Below are 16,056 nucleotides of genomic sequence, written 5' to 3' on the forward strand. Positions count from 1 at the left end.
ATTTTCAATCACCATCACATGAAATACCAACTAATCCTTTTCACCTTATTGTTGTTGACGGCACAGATTGTCCATGCACAGAAGATGTATACCATAACATTTAATGAATCCGGGCAGATCACCAGCGAGCTGCCGGCCCTGGTCACCACCAAGGATTGCATTGAATTCGTGGTCGTCGGCACCAAGGAGAATTATAGGAATCGGGTTTTGGACGCATACCAGCGTTACCTGGAAACCATTAAAAACCTTGATAAGAATACCAACGACCTCTATACGGTGCTGGACAATATCAACATGGACAATGTGACCAGGACCAACCGCAGACTGCTGTGGGATTTGCAAGCCAAGATGGCGACGGCATTGCTCGATTGGGTAGCTCATGATCCGGAAGTGGCCAATATCGTCATGGCGAAGCGTAATCTGAGTGAAGACAAGGCCAAGTTACAAACATTTGTGGACCGGGGAACGTCGCCGCCCAGCGAGGACATGAAAGATATGGCGATACCGAATCCGGTGGACCTTGCCAAAGCAAGCTATGTTGTTGACTACGATTTCAGAGGCGCCTTTCCGTCTGGCGCAAAAGTATGCGCCGCTTCTGAGCCCCTGATTGGTACAGAGGATTGCTGTAGCTGGAAGTTTAAATCAAAACCTATAACGATTGCCGCAGATATCCCATTTTACCGCTTGGGTTATAAACTTCGTTTACGCAACGTGACCTATGACGTACTTAATGCTCAATTGAAGCAACTAAACGCGCTGATGGTTAAAGCCAGGGCAATAGATCTGGATAAAGAGAAAAAGAACCTTAAAGCGGCGATGGACGGCGTGAAAGCGGCCGGACAAGCAGACGCGGCCGAGTTATTTGACTGGATGGACAGCAAGATCAAAGGCAAAGAGGACCAGACCAGTTATGCCCATATCAAAACGGTTTACGATCAAACAGCCGCCGGAGATAACATGTTCGGCGAAATCAATAAAGCAATCGCGAATACGTACAAAAGCAGCGTACTCGACCCTGATATTCTGAAATTCATGCTGGCCCTGTCCTGGGCGACCAAGGGGAATAACCTCACTCTTAACCCGCTGACTAGCGGACTGCCTACGGACAGCAAAGGACAGATCGATACCAAGACGGAGGAATTGAATGATTCCACGCGATCTCTTAGCGCATTGGGCCAAAAGATCGATTTGTATAAGGCGATGCTCAATCCGGCTGGGAAGGATTGTTGTAAGCCGCCCTATTATGCCGACCAATTAAAAGCGTTCAACGCGATGCTGGATCTGCAGAAGGTCATCGTCAAGGCTCAGGATAAACTTACCAAGGATATCCAGACATTAAAGGACCAGCAGACCAAAAGTGCCAAGACGCAGAGCGATCTGAAAAAGACCATGTTGTCCGACTCCCTGTTTTATGACGGCTATCTAAATATTAGTCAGTATACCGATAAATTCAGTCACCCGGGTTATCATTATATGCGGCACCATGACGCGCTGAATGATTACCGTCATTTTGATATTACACAGCAACTGGAGATCAACGAAGCCCAGTTTCTGGAAGCTGTCGCCGAGAACCAGGACCCTTCCAAAAAGATCGTGATCAAGTATACGTTTGCATCCGCCGGCAGCGATGTTGACTTTATAGGAACACAGACTAGCCTGGCTTTGGCCGCCGCCCCCCCGCATAAAAAACTGGACGATATCTATAACGCCTATAAACGGATCAGCGATCTCTATATTCCGTACGGCAACGGGGTTATTAATTTGCCCTTGCTGCCAATGATTGACCAGACCCCGAACTATATCACGAAAGTCAACGTGCCACCGGACCCGGATAAAGCGCCACAGATAGGCAGCTATGTTTTTCAGGACAGCGTTTCCGCGAAGAACCTCACTACCCAAGGAGTTGCTTTTAAATTCAGAATAAACAAACTGTATAATTTTCGGTTCAAAGCCGGTATCGCCTACAGCCATCTGAGCCGCAGGACCTATTCTATTAACCCCGCTACGAATACGGCAACCTTTACCACTAATTATGTAGGCATGGGTCCGGACTTCGGCGTTCAGATCTTCACCAGGCGAATCGATATCCAGCGCAAAGATATTTTCCCTGACGGCGCCGCTCCTTTTTTCTATGTCGGTTACCTCTATAATGACGCGCCGATCAATAATTTCCTACTGGGAGGTGGCTGGGAAATCGTAAGCGGGTTTGCGATTATGGGCGGCGTACATCTGGGTAAAAGCCAAAGCCTCTTCACTGGCCAAGGTGTCCTGCAAACCAAGGATACATATAAGGGTGACTGGTTCGTCTCCTTATCGTTCGGTTTGGAGGCCTTCAAAAACGTTTTTAACACGGCAAAATCCATTGCCAACCCATCCAGTAAATGATATGAAAACTATAAAGATATACCTGATCTTATTGCTGGGCACTTCGATAGCCCTGCTATGGACCTGCAAGAAATCAGATGAGCAAAAAGAACAGGATAAAGCGATTTTTGATGGATCCGCCCGGGTCCGTGGTACCGTGTTTTTTAGGAATAGCTTTAAAGGCACTATTGACACGGCAAAAAACGTCAGTCTGACCATTTATAAAGGCGATGATAGTACCCAATACTATGCCATCACCCTAACCAGCGGATCATTTGACCTGTCGGGTTTGAGCGGTGGGAAATACTCTTTTAAGGCGACTTATATCGGTGGAATTCCCGGAAGTAGTGCGAAGATCACCTATCAAAAGATTATTACGCTAAATATCGCCAAAGATTCCTTCTTGGATAACCAGGTGCTGCTGATCGATCAGTCAACCCTGGCAACGCCGACTTTGGTCTTAACGGTGAAAGATGCCGGCGGTGCAGCGGTCGCCAATGCGCAGGTTTGCCTTTATACTGATCCCTTATCCCTAACGAAGAACCAAAACACCTGTATGGCTAGTTATAAATCAGGGGTTTCCAATAGTGCAGGGATTGTTACCTTTGCCGATCTGGGTAATGTGAAATATTATGCAACCGCGTATACCGCGGTTGGCGGGGACACGACATCCAACCGGGCAACGGCAACCGCCAACACCTATGGACCGTACGCTGCAAATGGCCTAGAGGCTAAGGATATCACCATCAATCCGGAAAAGCCCACACTGAAGATCGTCGTAACGGACGTGAATGGTGCCTATATGGGTAACGCCCAGGTTTGCGTGTTCTCGGACCTTGGCCTGATCACCAAATACAAATACAAATGCACCGGCAGTCTGAAAAGCGCAACGGCTGACCAAAACGGCCTGGCTGTATTCAAGAGCATGCAACCTATCACCTATTATATTTCTGCGTCCAAAGTTATCGGTAAGGATACGCTGTCCAATGTGCTGACCCAATCCACACCGACGGCTACGCTCAGTCCAACCAGTACGAACCAGTTTACCATTGTGATTAAATGAAAAAGCCCATTCTTTTACTTTTCCTCAGCACTGCGCTGATTGTTCATGCCCAGACCATCCAGCACCATGATTATGTCACGCACTACAATCCGGCACTAAAAGAACCCGATTCAGTGAGCTGGTACTTGACACCTGCTATGGTGAGCTGCGCGCACCCAATGGGCCGTACCAATCGTTTCGCCGCAGATCCGCAAATTCCGGGTAGTCCTCAACCTTCAGACTATGCGGTCAATCACGGAGTACCACGCATCAGCTGGATTGATCTCGGGCATTTGTTCAACGCCGAGGATGCGGCCTGCGACCGACAGTTTAACGATGAATGTTATTATACGAGCAATATGTTGCCGCAATATCAGAGTTTCAATCAGGGGGATTGGAAAAGTCTGGAGATACAGGAGCAGGTTTGGGCTAAAACGCGTACTTTACATATTATTGCCGGCGGTATCGGAAGCCGCGGCCGCCTTCCGGGCGGAGAGAATATTCCTAAATACATGTACAAAGCCATTTATATCAATGGACAATGGACCTGCTATATTTTCCCGAACGACCCCAGCTCCAAGGGCCATGGTTATGCGCCATGGCAACGTTCAAAACAAGAATTGAATACACAAACCGGACTGCATTTATAACTAATTTCAGCAAGTGATACCGACTTGGGCGATAAACTTCTCCCAAAGCAACTTCGCGATCTCTTTGGCTTTCGTTTGGGGCTTATTGGGTGTGGTGTACATCAGGTCATGCTTACGCCAGAAAAGTTCGTAGTGTTCGTTCATGATTGTGAAATTATTCCCATAGACGTTTTGATTCAGCTGTTCTGAAAGCGCATAGCTGATGTTGTTGCGGTCTTTCAGATTGCGTCATGGCAACACGGGGCATTGGTATCCCCTATCGTCAAAAAGAACTGATACCATTCTCTCGGCCCTGCATGATTATTTACAGAGCATTGACGGTGCTAGGACTTCGTTGACCAGAATGGTTTTGAGATCGTTGACTACTTTGGGGCGGTAAACCTAAGTCGACGAGCCGGCACTGGAAACGTTGCAATGACATAACCAATATATTATTTCGATTTCCTTTTTTGACGGTCTATAACCCCATCTTGTCATTGATCCACCTGAGCAGCCCTTCTTTAAGTTTGACCAGGAAGACGGCCATTTCCTTTTTACGCCTGGTGATGTCGGTGTATTTGTGGTAATACTCTTTGAGTTCGATGCTGAAAGCGTATTCGAAGATGCCGACGAGTTCGGCGATGTCGATATTGCCGTTGTTGACGGCGCCGGTGGCCTTCAGGGCGTAGATGAGTTCGACGGCGTCGGTTTGGCTGGCAGTCCATTGGGCGGGTTTAAATGGTTGCAGGAGCTGTTCGGGGCCGACCTGTAGTTTGGCCAATTCGATGTTGAGGTATTCCTGGAACTTTTCGTTGGCGATGATCTTGGAGAGTTTATAGTCGTGACTGGTGCTGTATTGTTCGTCTTCTTCGAAGTCTTCGAGTTCGGCATGGACGCCGAAGCCGCCGCGGGTATAGTAGACCTCGTCGAGCTGGGTCATGCCGGAGCGGTAATAGCTGTAGAAGGCCCGGTTATGGTCAAAAAAAGTCTTGAGTTCAGCGAGATGCGTATGGATATAATCGCGCTGGATGGTCTCGCCGCCGGCCGGCCGCTGCAGCAAGAAATTAAAGACATTGATAAAAAAGATGTATTGACTATAAAACTGCGGTTTGATCACTTTAAAAAAATGGATCTCCTCGTTCAGGTCCTCAAAAGTATAACCGGACATGTAATTTTTTAGCTTAACCATCGCCTTCTTGCAGATCCGCACAGAAATGCGATACCGCTCGATCGGCCTTTCGCGGCTCACAGCGACTTCACGCAACTGGTTTTCCAGGGCGGTATACAGGCGTTCCAACCCGTGATTCCTGCGTTTATCCGGCAACATCAACAGCTCACCGTCCAAGTTTGTGAATGGCTGCTTATTAAGCGATAAGATACCGGCTTCCTGCCCGGCTATTTTTTCAAAATTTTCCATAGCGATATTTTTTAATATTTATCAGAACATTTTATACGATAGTTAGTTAACTATTGATTAGATAATACATATTCAAAGTTAATAAGCTCCTCATATGTATGTTTTGATCAAAATCAAAATCGCATGGAAATACCGTTAGAGCTGCCTGGCGAAGAGATCTTATACCAGATCCTCCATTTTATCGCCCCCATTTCCGCGGGATTGCGGAAGCAATTATCAGAATACCTGAAGCGTGAAAGCTTTGCCAAAAAGCACGTACTCGTTCGCCCGGGAGAAGTCGCCAGGAAGATCTATTTTATCCGGGAAGGGTTCGCCAGAGCTTATTACCATGACGCCGACGGCCGGGAGCATACCACCTGGTTCATGGGCCCGGGAGATTTTATGATCTCGGTTTACAGTTTCTTTACCCAACAACCCGCGGCAGAAAAGGTGGAACTCTTAGCTGATAGCCAATTGCTTTCCATCACCTGGGATCAACTGCAATCGTTATATGCCGAACATCCCGAGTTCAACTTTCACGGGCGCATCATCACGCAAAAATATTATATCCAGTCCGAGGAGCGGGCCGTACTGTTACGAACAAAGAAGCCGGCCGAACGCTACCGTATGCTCCTGGCGCAATACCCGCAACTGCTCCAGCAGGCCTCGCTCGGGCAGATCGCTTCTTTCCTGTCCATTACCCAGGAAACCCTGAGCAGGATCCGTGCCGCACCGTTAAATTGATCCAAATCAAAAAAGACGCCCCTGATTAACCATTCCATCTCCCTTAAAATTCAGCCAATGAAAAAAAAGTTAATATATGTAGGGTTATTTCTTTCGATGATCCTATCCTGTAAAAAAGATGAGGTCGCTCCCTCCTCTCCTGCCCCTACGTTCCCCGCGTCAGATACGCTCAGCATCGCCGCAGCAAAATCTTATGTGAGCAGCTTATCAACCGCACAAACGTCCGGTTCAGCGCATCGCTTCAGCTTATCCCGGCTGACCATCCCCTGGGAAAAAGCCGAACATATGCCCAATAAAAAAAGCGGCTACTGGCTGATCAGTCTTGAGGGCCGGCCAATAATGAACAATATTGCGCAGGGTTACCGGAAACTTGCATTCTTAAGAGATTCTACCGGCCGCATTCAGGCACGTATCCTGGAGATCATTCCCGACGGCATCTGGTACCAACGCAAACAGAAGGTCACCACTGCTGACTTTACCGGCCGCATCTTTTTTTACGACGAAGCGTATCACCTACTGAACGGTATAGTCTATTCATCAGGAAAGCAAATCGGCGAAATCAAACCCGGAAAATCAGAAACCAGTCCCACCAACACGCACCTGCATGCTTCCATGCTCGATATCGTGGAAGACTGCCAATGGTATGAGGAAAATTACTACGACGCCGACGGTGTTTTGACCGTTTACGCAGAACGGGACTGCAGTTACTCCATTTATGATTCGAGCCTGTATAGTGGCATCGATATGGGCGGAGGCGACTATGCCGGAGGAGGTGGTGGCGGTGGCGGAGATGCATCAGGCGCACCGGAAGTATCCAACCTACCCGGTGAATCAGGCCCGAAACTTGACCCAAAAGCCTATATGAACTGCTTCGGCAGTATCCCCGATGCCAACGCCACCATGCAAGTCACCGTTTACGTGCAAGAACCGTTTCCGGGCACCACTTTTAATCTCGGCCCCAACAGTGTAGGCCATACGGCAATCGGGCTCACCAAAACCGGCGGAGGCACATCCATCACCCAGGTAGTCGGCTTTTACCCCGACGCCACCGGGAAAGATAAATTACATGCACCATCCAAACTTGTCGATAACTCCGGCCTGGATTATAATGTGAGCATCACTTATAATGTATCCGCGACCGACTTCAATAAGATCGTCAATTATGTGAGTAGTCCTCCCGGCACCTACGATCTCACCGATTTCAATTGCACAAGTTTTGTATTTTACGCCTGTGCGGCAGGTGATGTAGACCTCCCTTCGCCTTATACATCAGTAATGACCGGGCAATACCGAGCAATGACCCCGGCCGGGCTGGGCGACAGTATTTCAAACCTGAAAGGGCAAAGTAATGTTAATACTAATGGCGGCCTAGCCAAAGCAAGCAATGGCCCATGTAATTAAACTATAAAATGAAAAAGAAAATAATAGTCTCAGTGATAGTTATCGTGCTTGTAAGCAACCTTCCAATTTTCAATTTCATTACTAAAGAAAATTATTCCTATAGTAACGAAGACGGAAGTTTTCGATATGATGAAGAAGGAGGTAAAGGCAGATCTTTAGAAAATTGTATGTTTCAATATGGCCTATATCTGTGTAAACATCCAGAAAAAGATACTGGCAGTTATCTATATCGCACTTTTACTATCAAACCTTGGCGGTTCTGGGAATGGGGAGAAATGATATTTCACAGTGAAAGATTTAAACTTCCTTACAGAAAACCATAAGACAAGCCACAAATTTCCAAAGTTGATGAATAACTAAAACACTCTTTTCAGTTGAACATTATCGATTATAAAACGTTTGTTGCTATTAAAACCACGGATTCATGGGGATTTTAAGTGTCATATTTTTTTTGATAGGATTCGGTTTGAGATACTGGCTTGGTAAAAGATCCTTTTATCGACGCGAAATAACCGGCATAGAAAGCTTCAAAAGTTATAATAATATGCTGTTCACCAGATTTTGGGAAGGCCTTATTGGATTTTTCAGTGTTTTCTTTATTATCGTTGGAATAATTTTTCTTTTGGTATCATTGGTATCACATTATGACGGCCGTCCTCATAAATCACATCAAAAAAATGTCAACACTTTTATCAAAGGCCTGCCCTTGAAAATGAAAGCAAATGTCGGTTGAACTACTCCTCCAGTTTACTAAAATCCAAGAGATCATCCGTAGTAACCTTCAGTGCGTTCGCCAACAAACTCAATATATAAGCAGTTGGGTTAGCGCCTTGTTTTTCGTATCTATTTATAACCTGTTTATCTTTATTGATTATGGCGGCTAATTCTGATTGATCCAGTCCTCTTTTTACTCTTAACTGCTTAATTCTTTTTCCAAGATTACTTCTAAATTTCTTTAACTCTGCATCCATGTAGGAAAGCTCAAGAATATTGAAAAATATTGGTCAACAAATTTGTTTACTTTTATTTTATTAGTATATTTGATTTAGATAATATCATGGTTTAACAAGCATAATGAGAAAAAGTATCTAAAGAACATAAAACACATACATTTGTAACACTTACTATCGTGAAGATATAGTGGTGTTCACTAAAGAGCCTCGTCCGGACAATGTGGAAATTAAAGGACGCGAGGATAGGTGAGCACCCGGATCTTATAGCATAGCCTATAAGGCCGGGGCAGCTTATTGATTGCGTCCTGGGTAGTTTCGGCTACCCCCTGTTCCACACAGGCGTCCGGGCAATTTCAATTCTGTCCCGGCCTTATAGGTTTGACTAAAATGAAAATGCTCTTATTAAGAGGAATTAATAATGAGCACAAGAGCAAAGATTCGAGAAAATGAAAGAGTTGATAAACATAAAAGTGTTGGTATCAATGTTATTTATGAACCTCCTCTCCACTCACTTTACCGAGCGTCAATAAATATATATTCTACTTTTTACTCGGTTGTCACGTATAATAACAAAAAGAAAGCCTCAGCTTTTCAACAGCCCAGTGTTCCTGTTAGCGATGCCAGCAGTAAGCCAGGTCCTATAAACTTCGCATTTCCGCAGAAAGGAGGACATCATGGCTAAGCATCTCACCCACTCCTGGCTATTACTGATCAGCCCACCCGAATAAATCCTTAACCACCGCCTTAAACCCGGTTAAAACAAATTTATTCACAAAACAACTCTTTCTCAAATGAAGCATAAACTATGCCTCCTGCCACTGCTTTGCCTTTTTTTGACAGCAAACGCCCAGGAAAAAACCATTCCAAATAAAGACGGCACCAGCCCCAAAAACACGCTGACGCCCAAGGTTGCGATCGGCGATACCGTGCCTGATATTTTGATCACCGGAATCAGCAACCTGAGCCTGAACTGGACTTCTCGTTCAACCGTTCACTTGTCCGACTTTAAAGGCAAACTCCTGATCATCGATTTCTGGGCCACCTGGTGTGCCCCCTGCCGGGCCATGATCCCCAAAATGGACAGCCTGCAGCGCGTGTTCGGAGATAAGATCATCTTTCTACCCGTCAGTTATGAAAGCAAGGCCACGGTGACCGCCGTGCTCGACCAGGTCCGCAAACAGCAACCATTTGATCTGCCCGAAGTCACGGGCGACAAATCCCTGCAACTACTTTTCCCCCATCGCGAATTACCGCATTATGTCTGGATCGACAGCAAAGGCGTCTTACGAGCCACGACCGGCTTCGAGCAGGTTACCCCCCTGAATATCCGCCGCATGCTCAAAGATCCAGCAGGCAATACAGGCCTCCGGCAGAAACAAGATGTACGCATCTCCTACGACAATCAAAAGCCTTTGTTCATCGGCGGCAATGGCGGTTCGGGCGGTACGCTTCGCTACCATAGCCTGCTTTCCGGCGTCCAGGAAGGTATCGGTGGCGGTATGAACATCAGCGCACCTGACAGTTTGGGCCAGCGTTTCACCGTAAGAAACTCGCCGCTCATCTGGCTGGCCCGTCTCGCCTTTGCTGATCATAACCGGTGGTTTCCTTCGGCCCGCGTCCGGCTGGACAGTAAAGATTCGCTTAACATGAATTCGAAGCTAACCGGCCAGGCGTACGGCGACTGGCTGAAGGCCGGCAACGGCTGGTGTTACGAATTGCAGGTTCCCCCGTCACTTCGCACGTCAGCCTTCGCCATTATCCGGGAGGACCTCGACCGCCTGTTCCCTGCGTACAGCATCATCACCGAGCAGCGAACCGTGCCCAGCCTGGTACTCATCCGAACCTCGGAAAACGACAAGCTTAAAAGCAGCGGCGCAGAACGTAAAGTAGATGTCGGACCTTACGCCTGCCACCTGCATAACGCGCCACTCAGCGCCCTGATGATGCGCCTGGAGCGCCAGTACCTGCAAAATTCCCCACTGCCCATAGCGGACGGGACCGGATATACCGGCATGGTAGACCTCGACCTGGAAGCGCGATTGAGCAACCTCGACGCGCTAAACAAGGAACTCGCTAAATATGACCTGCAGTTCATCGAGAAGCCGTACCCCGCCGAGATCCTGGTTATCCGCGACAAACCCACCCTAAAACCTTAACCCTGAACCTTTATGAAATACCTCTATATGATATTACTTTTGATAGCGGCGCTACCTTCACGTGCCCAGTCCCCTGTAAACGGGAGGGTCAGCGGCAGTGACGGAAAACCGCTCGCCGGCGCCTCATTACTGCTGCGCTGCGCGGGTAAAACCACGGGCATCGTCAGCAGCGCCGACGGCAGCTTTAGCTTCGCCGGAGCCACTTTCCCCTGTACGCTGCGCGCCAGCTACATCGGTTACCGGGACAGCACCATCGCCTTAAACACACCGCCTTTGGCACCCCTGCAGATCATGTTAACCGCTGCAGGGGCGCTCCGGGAGATCACCGTATCCACCGGTTACCAGGACATCCCCAAAGAGCGCGCTACGGGTTCTTTCACACAGGTCAGCCGCGAGCTGATCGAGCGAGGCGTCAGCACCAATATCACCGACCGCCTGCGCGACGTAACGCCCGGGCTGGCCTTTGTCCCGGCCAGCGGTACCAACGCTTTCCGCATCCGCGGGCAAAGTACCCTCTTTTCCAATGCCGACCCGCTGATCGTTGTCGACGGATTTCCCTACAATGAACCCGTATCCAATATCAACCCCAATGATGTAGAAAGCATCAGCGTGCTGAAAGATGCCGCGGCCGCATCCATCTGGGGCTCCAAAGCGGGCAACGGCGTCGTGGTCATCACCACGAAAAAAGGGAAATTCAATCGCCCTGCCGAAGTATCTTTCAGCGGCAGCGTACAGGCGGGCGAAAGGCCCGACCTCTGGTACGGCAGCCGGATGAACAGCGCGGATTATATCAGTATTGAAAAGCGCCTCTTCAGCGAAGGATTTTTCACTTCGACGGAAAACTCCACGCAGCATCTGCCCTTATCTCCTGTCGTTGAACTGCTGATCGCCCAGCGCGACGGCAAACAATCCGCCGCTTCGGTAAGCGCACAAATCGCCGCCCTCACCCAGATCGACAGCCGAAACGATATCTCGCATTACCTGTACCGCAACAGCCTGAACCAGCAATACAGCGCCAGCCTGAGCGGCGGCAGCGCCACCCAGCGCTATTTCTTTTCCGCCGGGGCCGATAAGAACCTCGATAACCTGGCCGGCAACGGCTTTGACCGGATCACCCTCAGCGCCAATAATACCTGGACCTTCTTTAATAAGAAACTCGAGTTTTCTGCGGGTTTGAACCTATCTCAAGCCAATGCCCAGCGCAATAATCCAGGCACGCTGACCTGGAACCGCGGGGCGCTGCTCTACCCTTACGCTTCACTGGTGGATGGCGCGGGCAATAGCCTCGCGCTGATCCATGACTACCGCCAGAGCTTCCTGGCGTCGGCCCAGCAACTGGGTTTCCTGGATTGGGGATACCGCCCGCTGGACGAACTGGCACTGGCCAATAATACGTCCCGGCTATCCACACAACGGATCAACGCCAGCCTGCTTTATCACCTGCCCTTAGGTTTCAGCGTGCAGGCCCTGTACCAATACGATAACGGCACGGCCACCGCGCGAAACCTGCAGGATGCCGGCAGCTATTATACCCGCAACCTGATCAACCGCTACACGCAGGTTTCCGGGACGACGCTGACCCGTCCCTTACCGACCGGCGGTATCCTCGACCTGGGTACCGGCAGTTCGGTGAACCATGACGGCCGTTTGCAACTGGGATATGATCATAGCTATGGCCTCCACGAACTCAGTGCCATTGCGGGTTACGAGGTGCAAACCCTGCATGTCCTGACCGACGCCACGCGTTTTTACGGTTATGATGCCGAGCATGCGACCAGCAAGCCTGTGGATGGGGTTACCTTATTCTCCTACTACGATAATCCTGCAGCTGGGACTCCCATTCCGTTGAATAATGGCGAGAGCGATGCGACGGATCATTACTTGTCCTATTATGCCAATGCGGCTTATACCTATGACCGCAGGATCACGCTGAGCGGCAGTGCCCGGCGCGATGAATCGAACCTTTTCGGGGTCGATGCCAACCAGAAAGGCGTGCCGCTCTGGTCGCTGGGCACGGCCTGGAACCTGAGCAAGGAAACTTTCTATCATTGGGCAATGGTACCCGAATTGAAGGTTCGCGCCACTTACGGCTATAACGGCAATGTTAATAAAAGCCTGTCAGCTTATACCACGGCCAGTTATTTTGATGGCAGCGGGCAGGGCACGCTCTTACCCTTTGCTACCATCATTAACCCGCCCAATAACAACTTGCGCTGGGAGCGCATCCGGCACATCAACCTGGGCGTGGATTTCGCTACGAAAAACGACCGCCTGTCGGGCACGATAGAACTCTTCTGGAAGAAAGGCAGTGACCTGATCGGCAGCACGGCCTACCCGCCTTCCACCGGCATCACCGTTTTTACCGGCAACACCGCTGAGACTGCGGGACACGGCCTTGACCTGAACCTGAACGGCCGGATCCTGACCGGGCGCCTGTCCTGGACGGCCGACTATTTCCTGAGCTATGTCACCGATAAGGTGACCGCGTATAACCAGGTATCCAGCACCGCATCCTATGTCCAAAGCGGTAACGTGGGCGGCTACGCCCTGCTGGGGTATCCCCTTTATGCCATTTATAGCTATCGCTGGGCGGGCCTCGACCCGGCAACCGGCGATCCGCAGGGCTACCTGAACGGCGCGGTCAGCAAAGACTGGGCAGGCATACAAAATGCCACAAGCCCCTACGACCTGGTTTACAACGGCCCCGCCAGGCCCGTCGTGACCGGCGCGCTCCGCAATACCTTCAGCTACAAAAACTTCAGCTTATCCGCCAATATCAGCTATGAGCTGGGCTATTATTTCCGCGCCAATTCCGTGCGTTACGGTAACCAGTACGGGCTCGGGGGGCAAAGCGGCGATTACGCGCTGCGCTGGCAAAAACCGGGTGATGAAACAAACACCTACGTCCCTTCCATTCCCACCACGCCGAACACCGCGAGGGATGATTTTTATAGCTATTCCTCTGTTCTGGTACAAAAAGGCGACCATATCCGCCTGTCGGATATCCGCCTGACCTTCCGCTGGCGCAAACTGGAGGTCTACGCTTATGCGGCGAACCTGGGTATCCTCTGGCGCGCCAATACCCTGCACCTGGACCCTGATGTCAACAACAACTTAAACAATTTCCCCAACCCGCGGACGATCGCGGGCGGCTTACGCTTTACTTATCAATGATCCCATGAAAAAAACGATGATCTTCTGGATATTCTGCCTTGCCGTGCTGGCTGCCTGCCGCAAGGATCTTTTGGACACCAAGCCCAATAAGGCATTGCTCGTCCCCACCACGCTATCCGATATGCAGGCCCTGCTGGACAATATCGCCGTATTTAACCTGACACCCGGCATCACCGGTATCGCAGATGGTGACTTTTATACCTCGGCAGCGGGGTGGACTGCCTGGAACACCGACGGGGAACGCAACAGTTATACCTGGGCGGCAGACATTTACGGTGCGTCCAAGTCAACCGACTGGAACATTCCGTTTCAGCAGGTCTTTTATGCCAACGTGGTACTGGAGGCCCTTCCAGTGATTACCGTCACAGCGACCAACCAAAATGATTTCAATACCATTAAGGGCACGGCTCTGTTTTCCAGAGCTTTTGCCAACTATCATTTGCTGCAATTGTTCGCCCCACCCTATCATGCGGCCAGTGCAGGTACCGATCCGGGCATCCCGCTCCGGCTGGCGTCCGATATTTCCCAAAAGTCCGTGCGTGCCAGTGTAGCCGATGGCTATGCACAGGTCTTGTCCGACCTGCGCGCTGCCTGTCCGCTGCTCCCGCCAAGCAATAACGAAAAGAGCCGCCCGGTCGTTGCCGCAGCTTATGCCCTGCTCGCCCGCACTTACCTGGTCATGGGAGATTACGCACGGGCAGGGCTTTACGCGGATTCCTGCCTGCAGTCAAAGAACACGCTGATCGATTACAATACGTTAAGCACAAGCGCTGCCAAGCCTTTTCCAAGGGCCATCCCCTATGGAAACGATGAGATCATTTATTATTCGTCGCTGAACAGCTATTCATTTGCTTCTTCCGCATCTACCCTGGCAGATACCAGCCTTTACCGCTCTTATGCAGCGAACGATCTGCGTAAACCGGTATTTTTCAAGACTTCGGGTATCAGCGGCACCTTCAAAGGCAATTATGCGGGTATTGTCGCTGTTTTTTCCGGCCTGGCGACCGATGAGATGTATCTTGTCCGTGCCGAATGCGCTGCCAGGCAGGGCCAGACAGCGGCGGCGATGGCAGACCTGAACACCTTGCTTGCCAAACGCTGGAAAACGGGAACTTTTGTCCCTTTTACTGCATTTGACGCGGATGCCGCATTGGGGATGATCTTAACAGAAAGACGCAAGGAACTGATCGGCCGAAACCTGCGCTGGACCGACCTGAGAAGGTTAAACACCGAACCGCGTTTCGCCGTAACATTAACGAGACCATTGAACGGTAATACCTATACCCTTACCCCCGGAAGCAAGCGCTACACCTATCCGCTCCCCCCCGATGAGATCAGTTTAGGGGGGCTGAGTCAGAATGAGCGCTAAACAAAAAAGCCCGCCCGCCTTTCGGCGGGCAGGCTCCGGGGAAAAAGGCGGTTTAATTAAACACGCCGGTTTCCACGCTTACCGGGTTGCTGTCATCCTGGTTAGGATCCTGGGCTTGCGGATAGGTGGCGGTACACACCGACGAAGCCTCATCGCAATCGTAGTTGATGCCTTTTTGCTGGCCGGTGATGTCTGTGTACTGATCAAGCGAAGCGTCGTAGCTCCATTTGCGGTCGCTCAATGCAACGTGTTTAACAGTTGCGAAAGCGCTGCCCAAACCGATCACCATGGCCAAAGCGGCCAACTTAACTTTTAAATTTTTCATACACATGAACGCTTTTTTGCTAAAAAACGAACGAAAAACTTTAGGTAAAATAATGATGCCTACTCTGTTCGAAGGTTTTCGGCTTCCCCTTAGGTCTTTATTTGGGCCGGAGCGCATAACCGTTTATGGCCAGGCAGCCGATATTGAACAACAGGTGCGTTTTCCATCCCATATGACTGAGGATCCCGCCGCAGGAACAGGGCACCCGCGGAAAGAAATGCCCGAGCACGAGCGCGATATAGTCTGTAAAAGCCAGCAGCAGGAACAGCGAAAGCAGCAAACCGTAGCGTTCCGTTTTCGAAAAAAGCAGCAAGGCGACTGTACCCAGTTCGGTCGCCGGCAAAGCGTAAAACAGGAGGGCAGCCATCTCATGCGGGAAGGCCTGGTTATAGAGTTGACCGCGAAAAGTTCCGGTGTCAGCCAGCTTGGAAACCGAGGCGTAAACGTACAGGAGCACCAGCAAGGCAATGGGCAACGCATCTGTGATTTTTTTCATGACACAA

15 protein-coding genes are annotated in these 16,056 nt (G+C 50.0%); 10 read left to right on the top strand and 5 right to left on the bottom strand.

Annotation, left to right across the window (positions count from 1 at the left end; all coding sequences use genetic code 11):
* The first annotated feature begins 18 nt into the window (after window positions 1-18).
* Genes BEL04_RS08520 through BEL04_RS08530 form a run of 3 tightly spaced genes read left to right on the top strand, consistent with a single transcriptional unit; the run spans window position 19 to window position 4,056 of the window.
* Complete coding sequence (locus tag BEL04_RS08520; protein WP_139112963.1) at window positions 19-2,385, top strand: hypothetical protein; 2,367 nt, start codon at window positions 19-21, stop codon at window positions 2,383-2,385.
* Window position 2,386: 1 nt separating this feature from the next.
* Entirely contained in the window at window positions 2,387-3,427 is a 1,041-nt protein-coding gene (locus tag BEL04_RS08525) for a hypothetical protein (RefSeq protein ID WP_066002311.1), read from the top strand.
* Window positions 3,424-4,056 carry a DNA/RNA non-specific endonuclease gene (locus tag BEL04_RS08530; RefSeq protein WP_066002313.1) on the top strand — a complete coding sequence of 211 codons (633 nt, stop codon included), beginning with the start codon at window positions 3,424-3,426 and terminating at the stop codon, window positions 4,054-4,056. The genes BEL04_RS08525 and BEL04_RS08530 overlap by 4 nt, the downstream gene beginning before the upstream one ends.
* A 6-nt stretch (window positions 4,057-4,062) precedes the next feature.
* On the opposite strand, the gene BEL04_RS24235 is transcribed toward BEL04_RS08530, so the two are convergent.
* Window positions 4,063-4,200: a hypothetical protein gene (locus BEL04_RS24235; protein WP_175404032.1), complete on the bottom strand. Its 138-nt coding sequence runs from the start codon at window positions 4,198-4,200 to the stop codon at window positions 4,063-4,065.
* A gap of 313 nt (window positions 4,201-4,513) precedes the next feature.
* A complete protein-coding gene (locus tag BEL04_RS08535; RefSeq protein WP_066002314.1) occupies window positions 4,514-5,452 on the bottom strand; it encodes an RteC domain-containing protein in 939 nt (312 codons plus the stop codon).
* Window positions 5,453-5,575: 123 nt separating this feature from the next.
* Here BEL04_RS08535 and BEL04_RS08540 point away from each other — a divergent pair, with 123 nt between their 5' ends.
* From BEL04_RS08540 to BEL04_RS08550, 3 genes are read left to right on the top strand one after another with little or no spacing between them, the layout of a single operon-like run.
* Window positions 5,576-6,175: a Crp/Fnr family transcriptional regulator gene (locus tag BEL04_RS08540; RefSeq protein ID WP_066002315.1), complete on the top strand. Its 600-nt coding sequence runs from the start codon at window positions 5,576-5,578 to the stop codon at window positions 6,173-6,175.
* Window positions 6,176-6,232: 57 nt separating this feature from the next.
* On the top strand, window positions 6,233-7,576 hold the full coding sequence (locus BEL04_RS08545) for a hypothetical protein (protein ID WP_066002316.1): 1,344 nt from the start codon (window positions 6,233-6,235) through the stop codon (window positions 7,574-7,576).
* 8 nt (window positions 7,577-7,584) lie between these two features.
* Window positions 7,585-7,899 carry a hypothetical protein gene (locus BEL04_RS08550; protein WP_066002323.1) on the top strand — a complete coding sequence of 105 codons (315 nt, stop codon included), beginning with the start codon at window positions 7,585-7,587 and terminating at the stop codon, window positions 7,897-7,899.
* Between the two features lie 411 nt (window positions 7,900-8,310).
* On the opposite strand, the gene BEL04_RS08560 is transcribed toward BEL04_RS08550, so the two are convergent.
* Window positions 8,311-8,547 carry a helix-turn-helix domain-containing protein gene (locus BEL04_RS08560; RefSeq protein WP_066002328.1) on the bottom strand — a complete coding sequence of 79 codons (237 nt, stop codon included), beginning with the start codon at window positions 8,545-8,547 and terminating at the stop codon, window positions 8,311-8,313.
* Between the two features lie 400 nt (window positions 8,548-8,947).
* On the opposite strand from BEL04_RS08560, the gene BEL04_RS24240 reads away from it, so the two are divergent.
* From BEL04_RS24240 to BEL04_RS08575, 4 genes are all read left to right on the top strand, one after another.
* Window positions 8,948-9,211 (top strand): hypothetical protein, encoded by a 264-nt coding sequence (locus tag BEL04_RS24240; protein ID WP_175404033.1) that lies wholly within the window; start codon window positions 8,948-8,950, stop codon window positions 9,209-9,211.
* Between the two features lie 109 nt (window positions 9,212-9,320).
* A complete protein-coding gene (locus BEL04_RS08565; RefSeq protein WP_066002333.1) occupies window positions 9,321-10,685 on the top strand; it encodes a TlpA disulfide reductase family protein in 1,365 nt (454 codons plus the stop codon).
* A gap of 12 nt (window positions 10,686-10,697) precedes the next feature.
* Complete coding sequence (locus BEL04_RS08570; protein ID WP_066002335.1) at window positions 10,698-13,859, top strand: SusC/RagA family TonB-linked outer membrane protein; 3,162 nt, start codon at window positions 10,698-10,700, stop codon at window positions 13,857-13,859.
* Between the two features lie 16 nt (window positions 13,860-13,875).
* Complete coding sequence (locus BEL04_RS08575; RefSeq protein ID WP_256389363.1) at window positions 13,876-15,228, top strand: RagB/SusD family nutrient uptake outer membrane protein; 1,353 nt, start codon at window positions 13,876-13,878, stop codon at window positions 15,226-15,228.
* A gap of 52 nt (window positions 15,229-15,280) precedes the next feature.
* Here BEL04_RS08575 and BEL04_RS08580 read toward each other — a convergent pair whose 3' ends face one another.
* On the bottom strand, window positions 15,281-15,553 hold the full coding sequence (locus BEL04_RS08580; RefSeq protein ID WP_066002339.1) for a DUF6520 family protein: 273 nt from the start codon (window positions 15,551-15,553) through the stop codon (window positions 15,281-15,283).
* Between the two features lie 97 nt (window positions 15,554-15,650).
* Window positions 15,651-16,049, bottom strand: a complete 399-nt coding sequence (locus BEL04_RS08585) for a MauE/DoxX family redox-associated membrane protein (RefSeq protein ID WP_066002341.1) — start codon at window positions 16,047-16,049, stop codon at window positions 15,651-15,653.
* Window positions 16,050-16,056 lie beyond the last annotated feature (7 nt).

The organism is Mucilaginibacter sp. PPCGB 2223 (assembly GCF_001705515.1).
In the GTDB taxonomy this organism is placed as follows: Bacteria; Bacteroidota; Bacteroidia; order Sphingobacteriales; family Sphingobacteriaceae; genus Mucilaginibacter.

Bases quoted from the DNA above. Each gene is read 5' to 3' on its own strand.
- BEL04_RS08520 (WP_139112963.1), top strand. From the start codon at position 19: ATGAAATACCAACTAATCCTTTTCACCTTATTGTTGTTGACGGCACAG.
- BEL04_RS08525 (WP_066002311.1), top strand. From the start codon at position 2,387: ATGAAAACTATAAAGATATACCTGATCTTATTGCTGGGCACTTCGATA.
- BEL04_RS08530 (WP_066002313.1), top strand. From the start codon at position 3,424: ATGAAAAAGCCCATTCTTTTACTTTTCCTCAGCACTGCGCTGATTGTT.
- BEL04_RS24235 (WP_175404032.1), bottom strand. From the start codon at position 4,200: ATGAACGAACACTACGAACTTTTCTGGCGTAAGCATGACCTGATGTAC.
- BEL04_RS08535 (WP_066002314.1), bottom strand. From the start codon at position 5,452: ATGGAAAATTTTGAAAAAATAGCCGGGCAGGAAGCCGGTATCTTATCG.
- BEL04_RS08540 (WP_066002315.1), top strand. From the start codon at position 5,576: ATGGAAATACCGTTAGAGCTGCCTGGCGAAGAGATCTTATACCAGATC.
- BEL04_RS08545 (WP_066002316.1), top strand. From the start codon at position 6,233: ATGAAAAAAAAGTTAATATATGTAGGGTTATTTCTTTCGATGATCCTA.
- BEL04_RS08550 (WP_066002323.1), top strand. From the start codon at position 7,585: ATGAAAAAGAAAATAATAGTCTCAGTGATAGTTATCGTGCTTGTAAGC.
- BEL04_RS08560 (WP_066002328.1), bottom strand. From the start codon at position 8,547: ATGGATGCAGAGTTAAAGAAATTTAGAAGTAATCTTGGAAAAAGAATT.
- BEL04_RS24240 (WP_175404033.1), top strand. From the start codon at position 8,948: ATGAGCACAAGAGCAAAGATTCGAGAAAATGAAAGAGTTGATAAACAT.
- BEL04_RS08565 (WP_066002333.1), top strand. From the start codon at position 9,321: ATGAAGCATAAACTATGCCTCCTGCCACTGCTTTGCCTTTTTTTGACA.
- BEL04_RS08570 (WP_066002335.1), top strand. From the start codon at position 10,698: ATGAAATACCTCTATATGATATTACTTTTGATAGCGGCGCTACCTTCA.
- BEL04_RS08575 (WP_256389363.1), top strand. From the start codon at position 13,876: ATGATCTTCTGGATATTCTGCCTTGCCGTGCTGGCTGCCTGCCGCAAG.
- BEL04_RS08580 (WP_066002339.1), bottom strand. From the start codon at position 15,553: ATGAAAAATTTAAAAGTTAAGTTGGCCGCTTTGGCCATGGTGATCGGT.
- BEL04_RS08585 (WP_066002341.1), bottom strand. From the start codon at position 16,049: ATGAAAAAAATCACAGATGCGTTGCCCATTGCCTTGCTGGTGCTCCTG.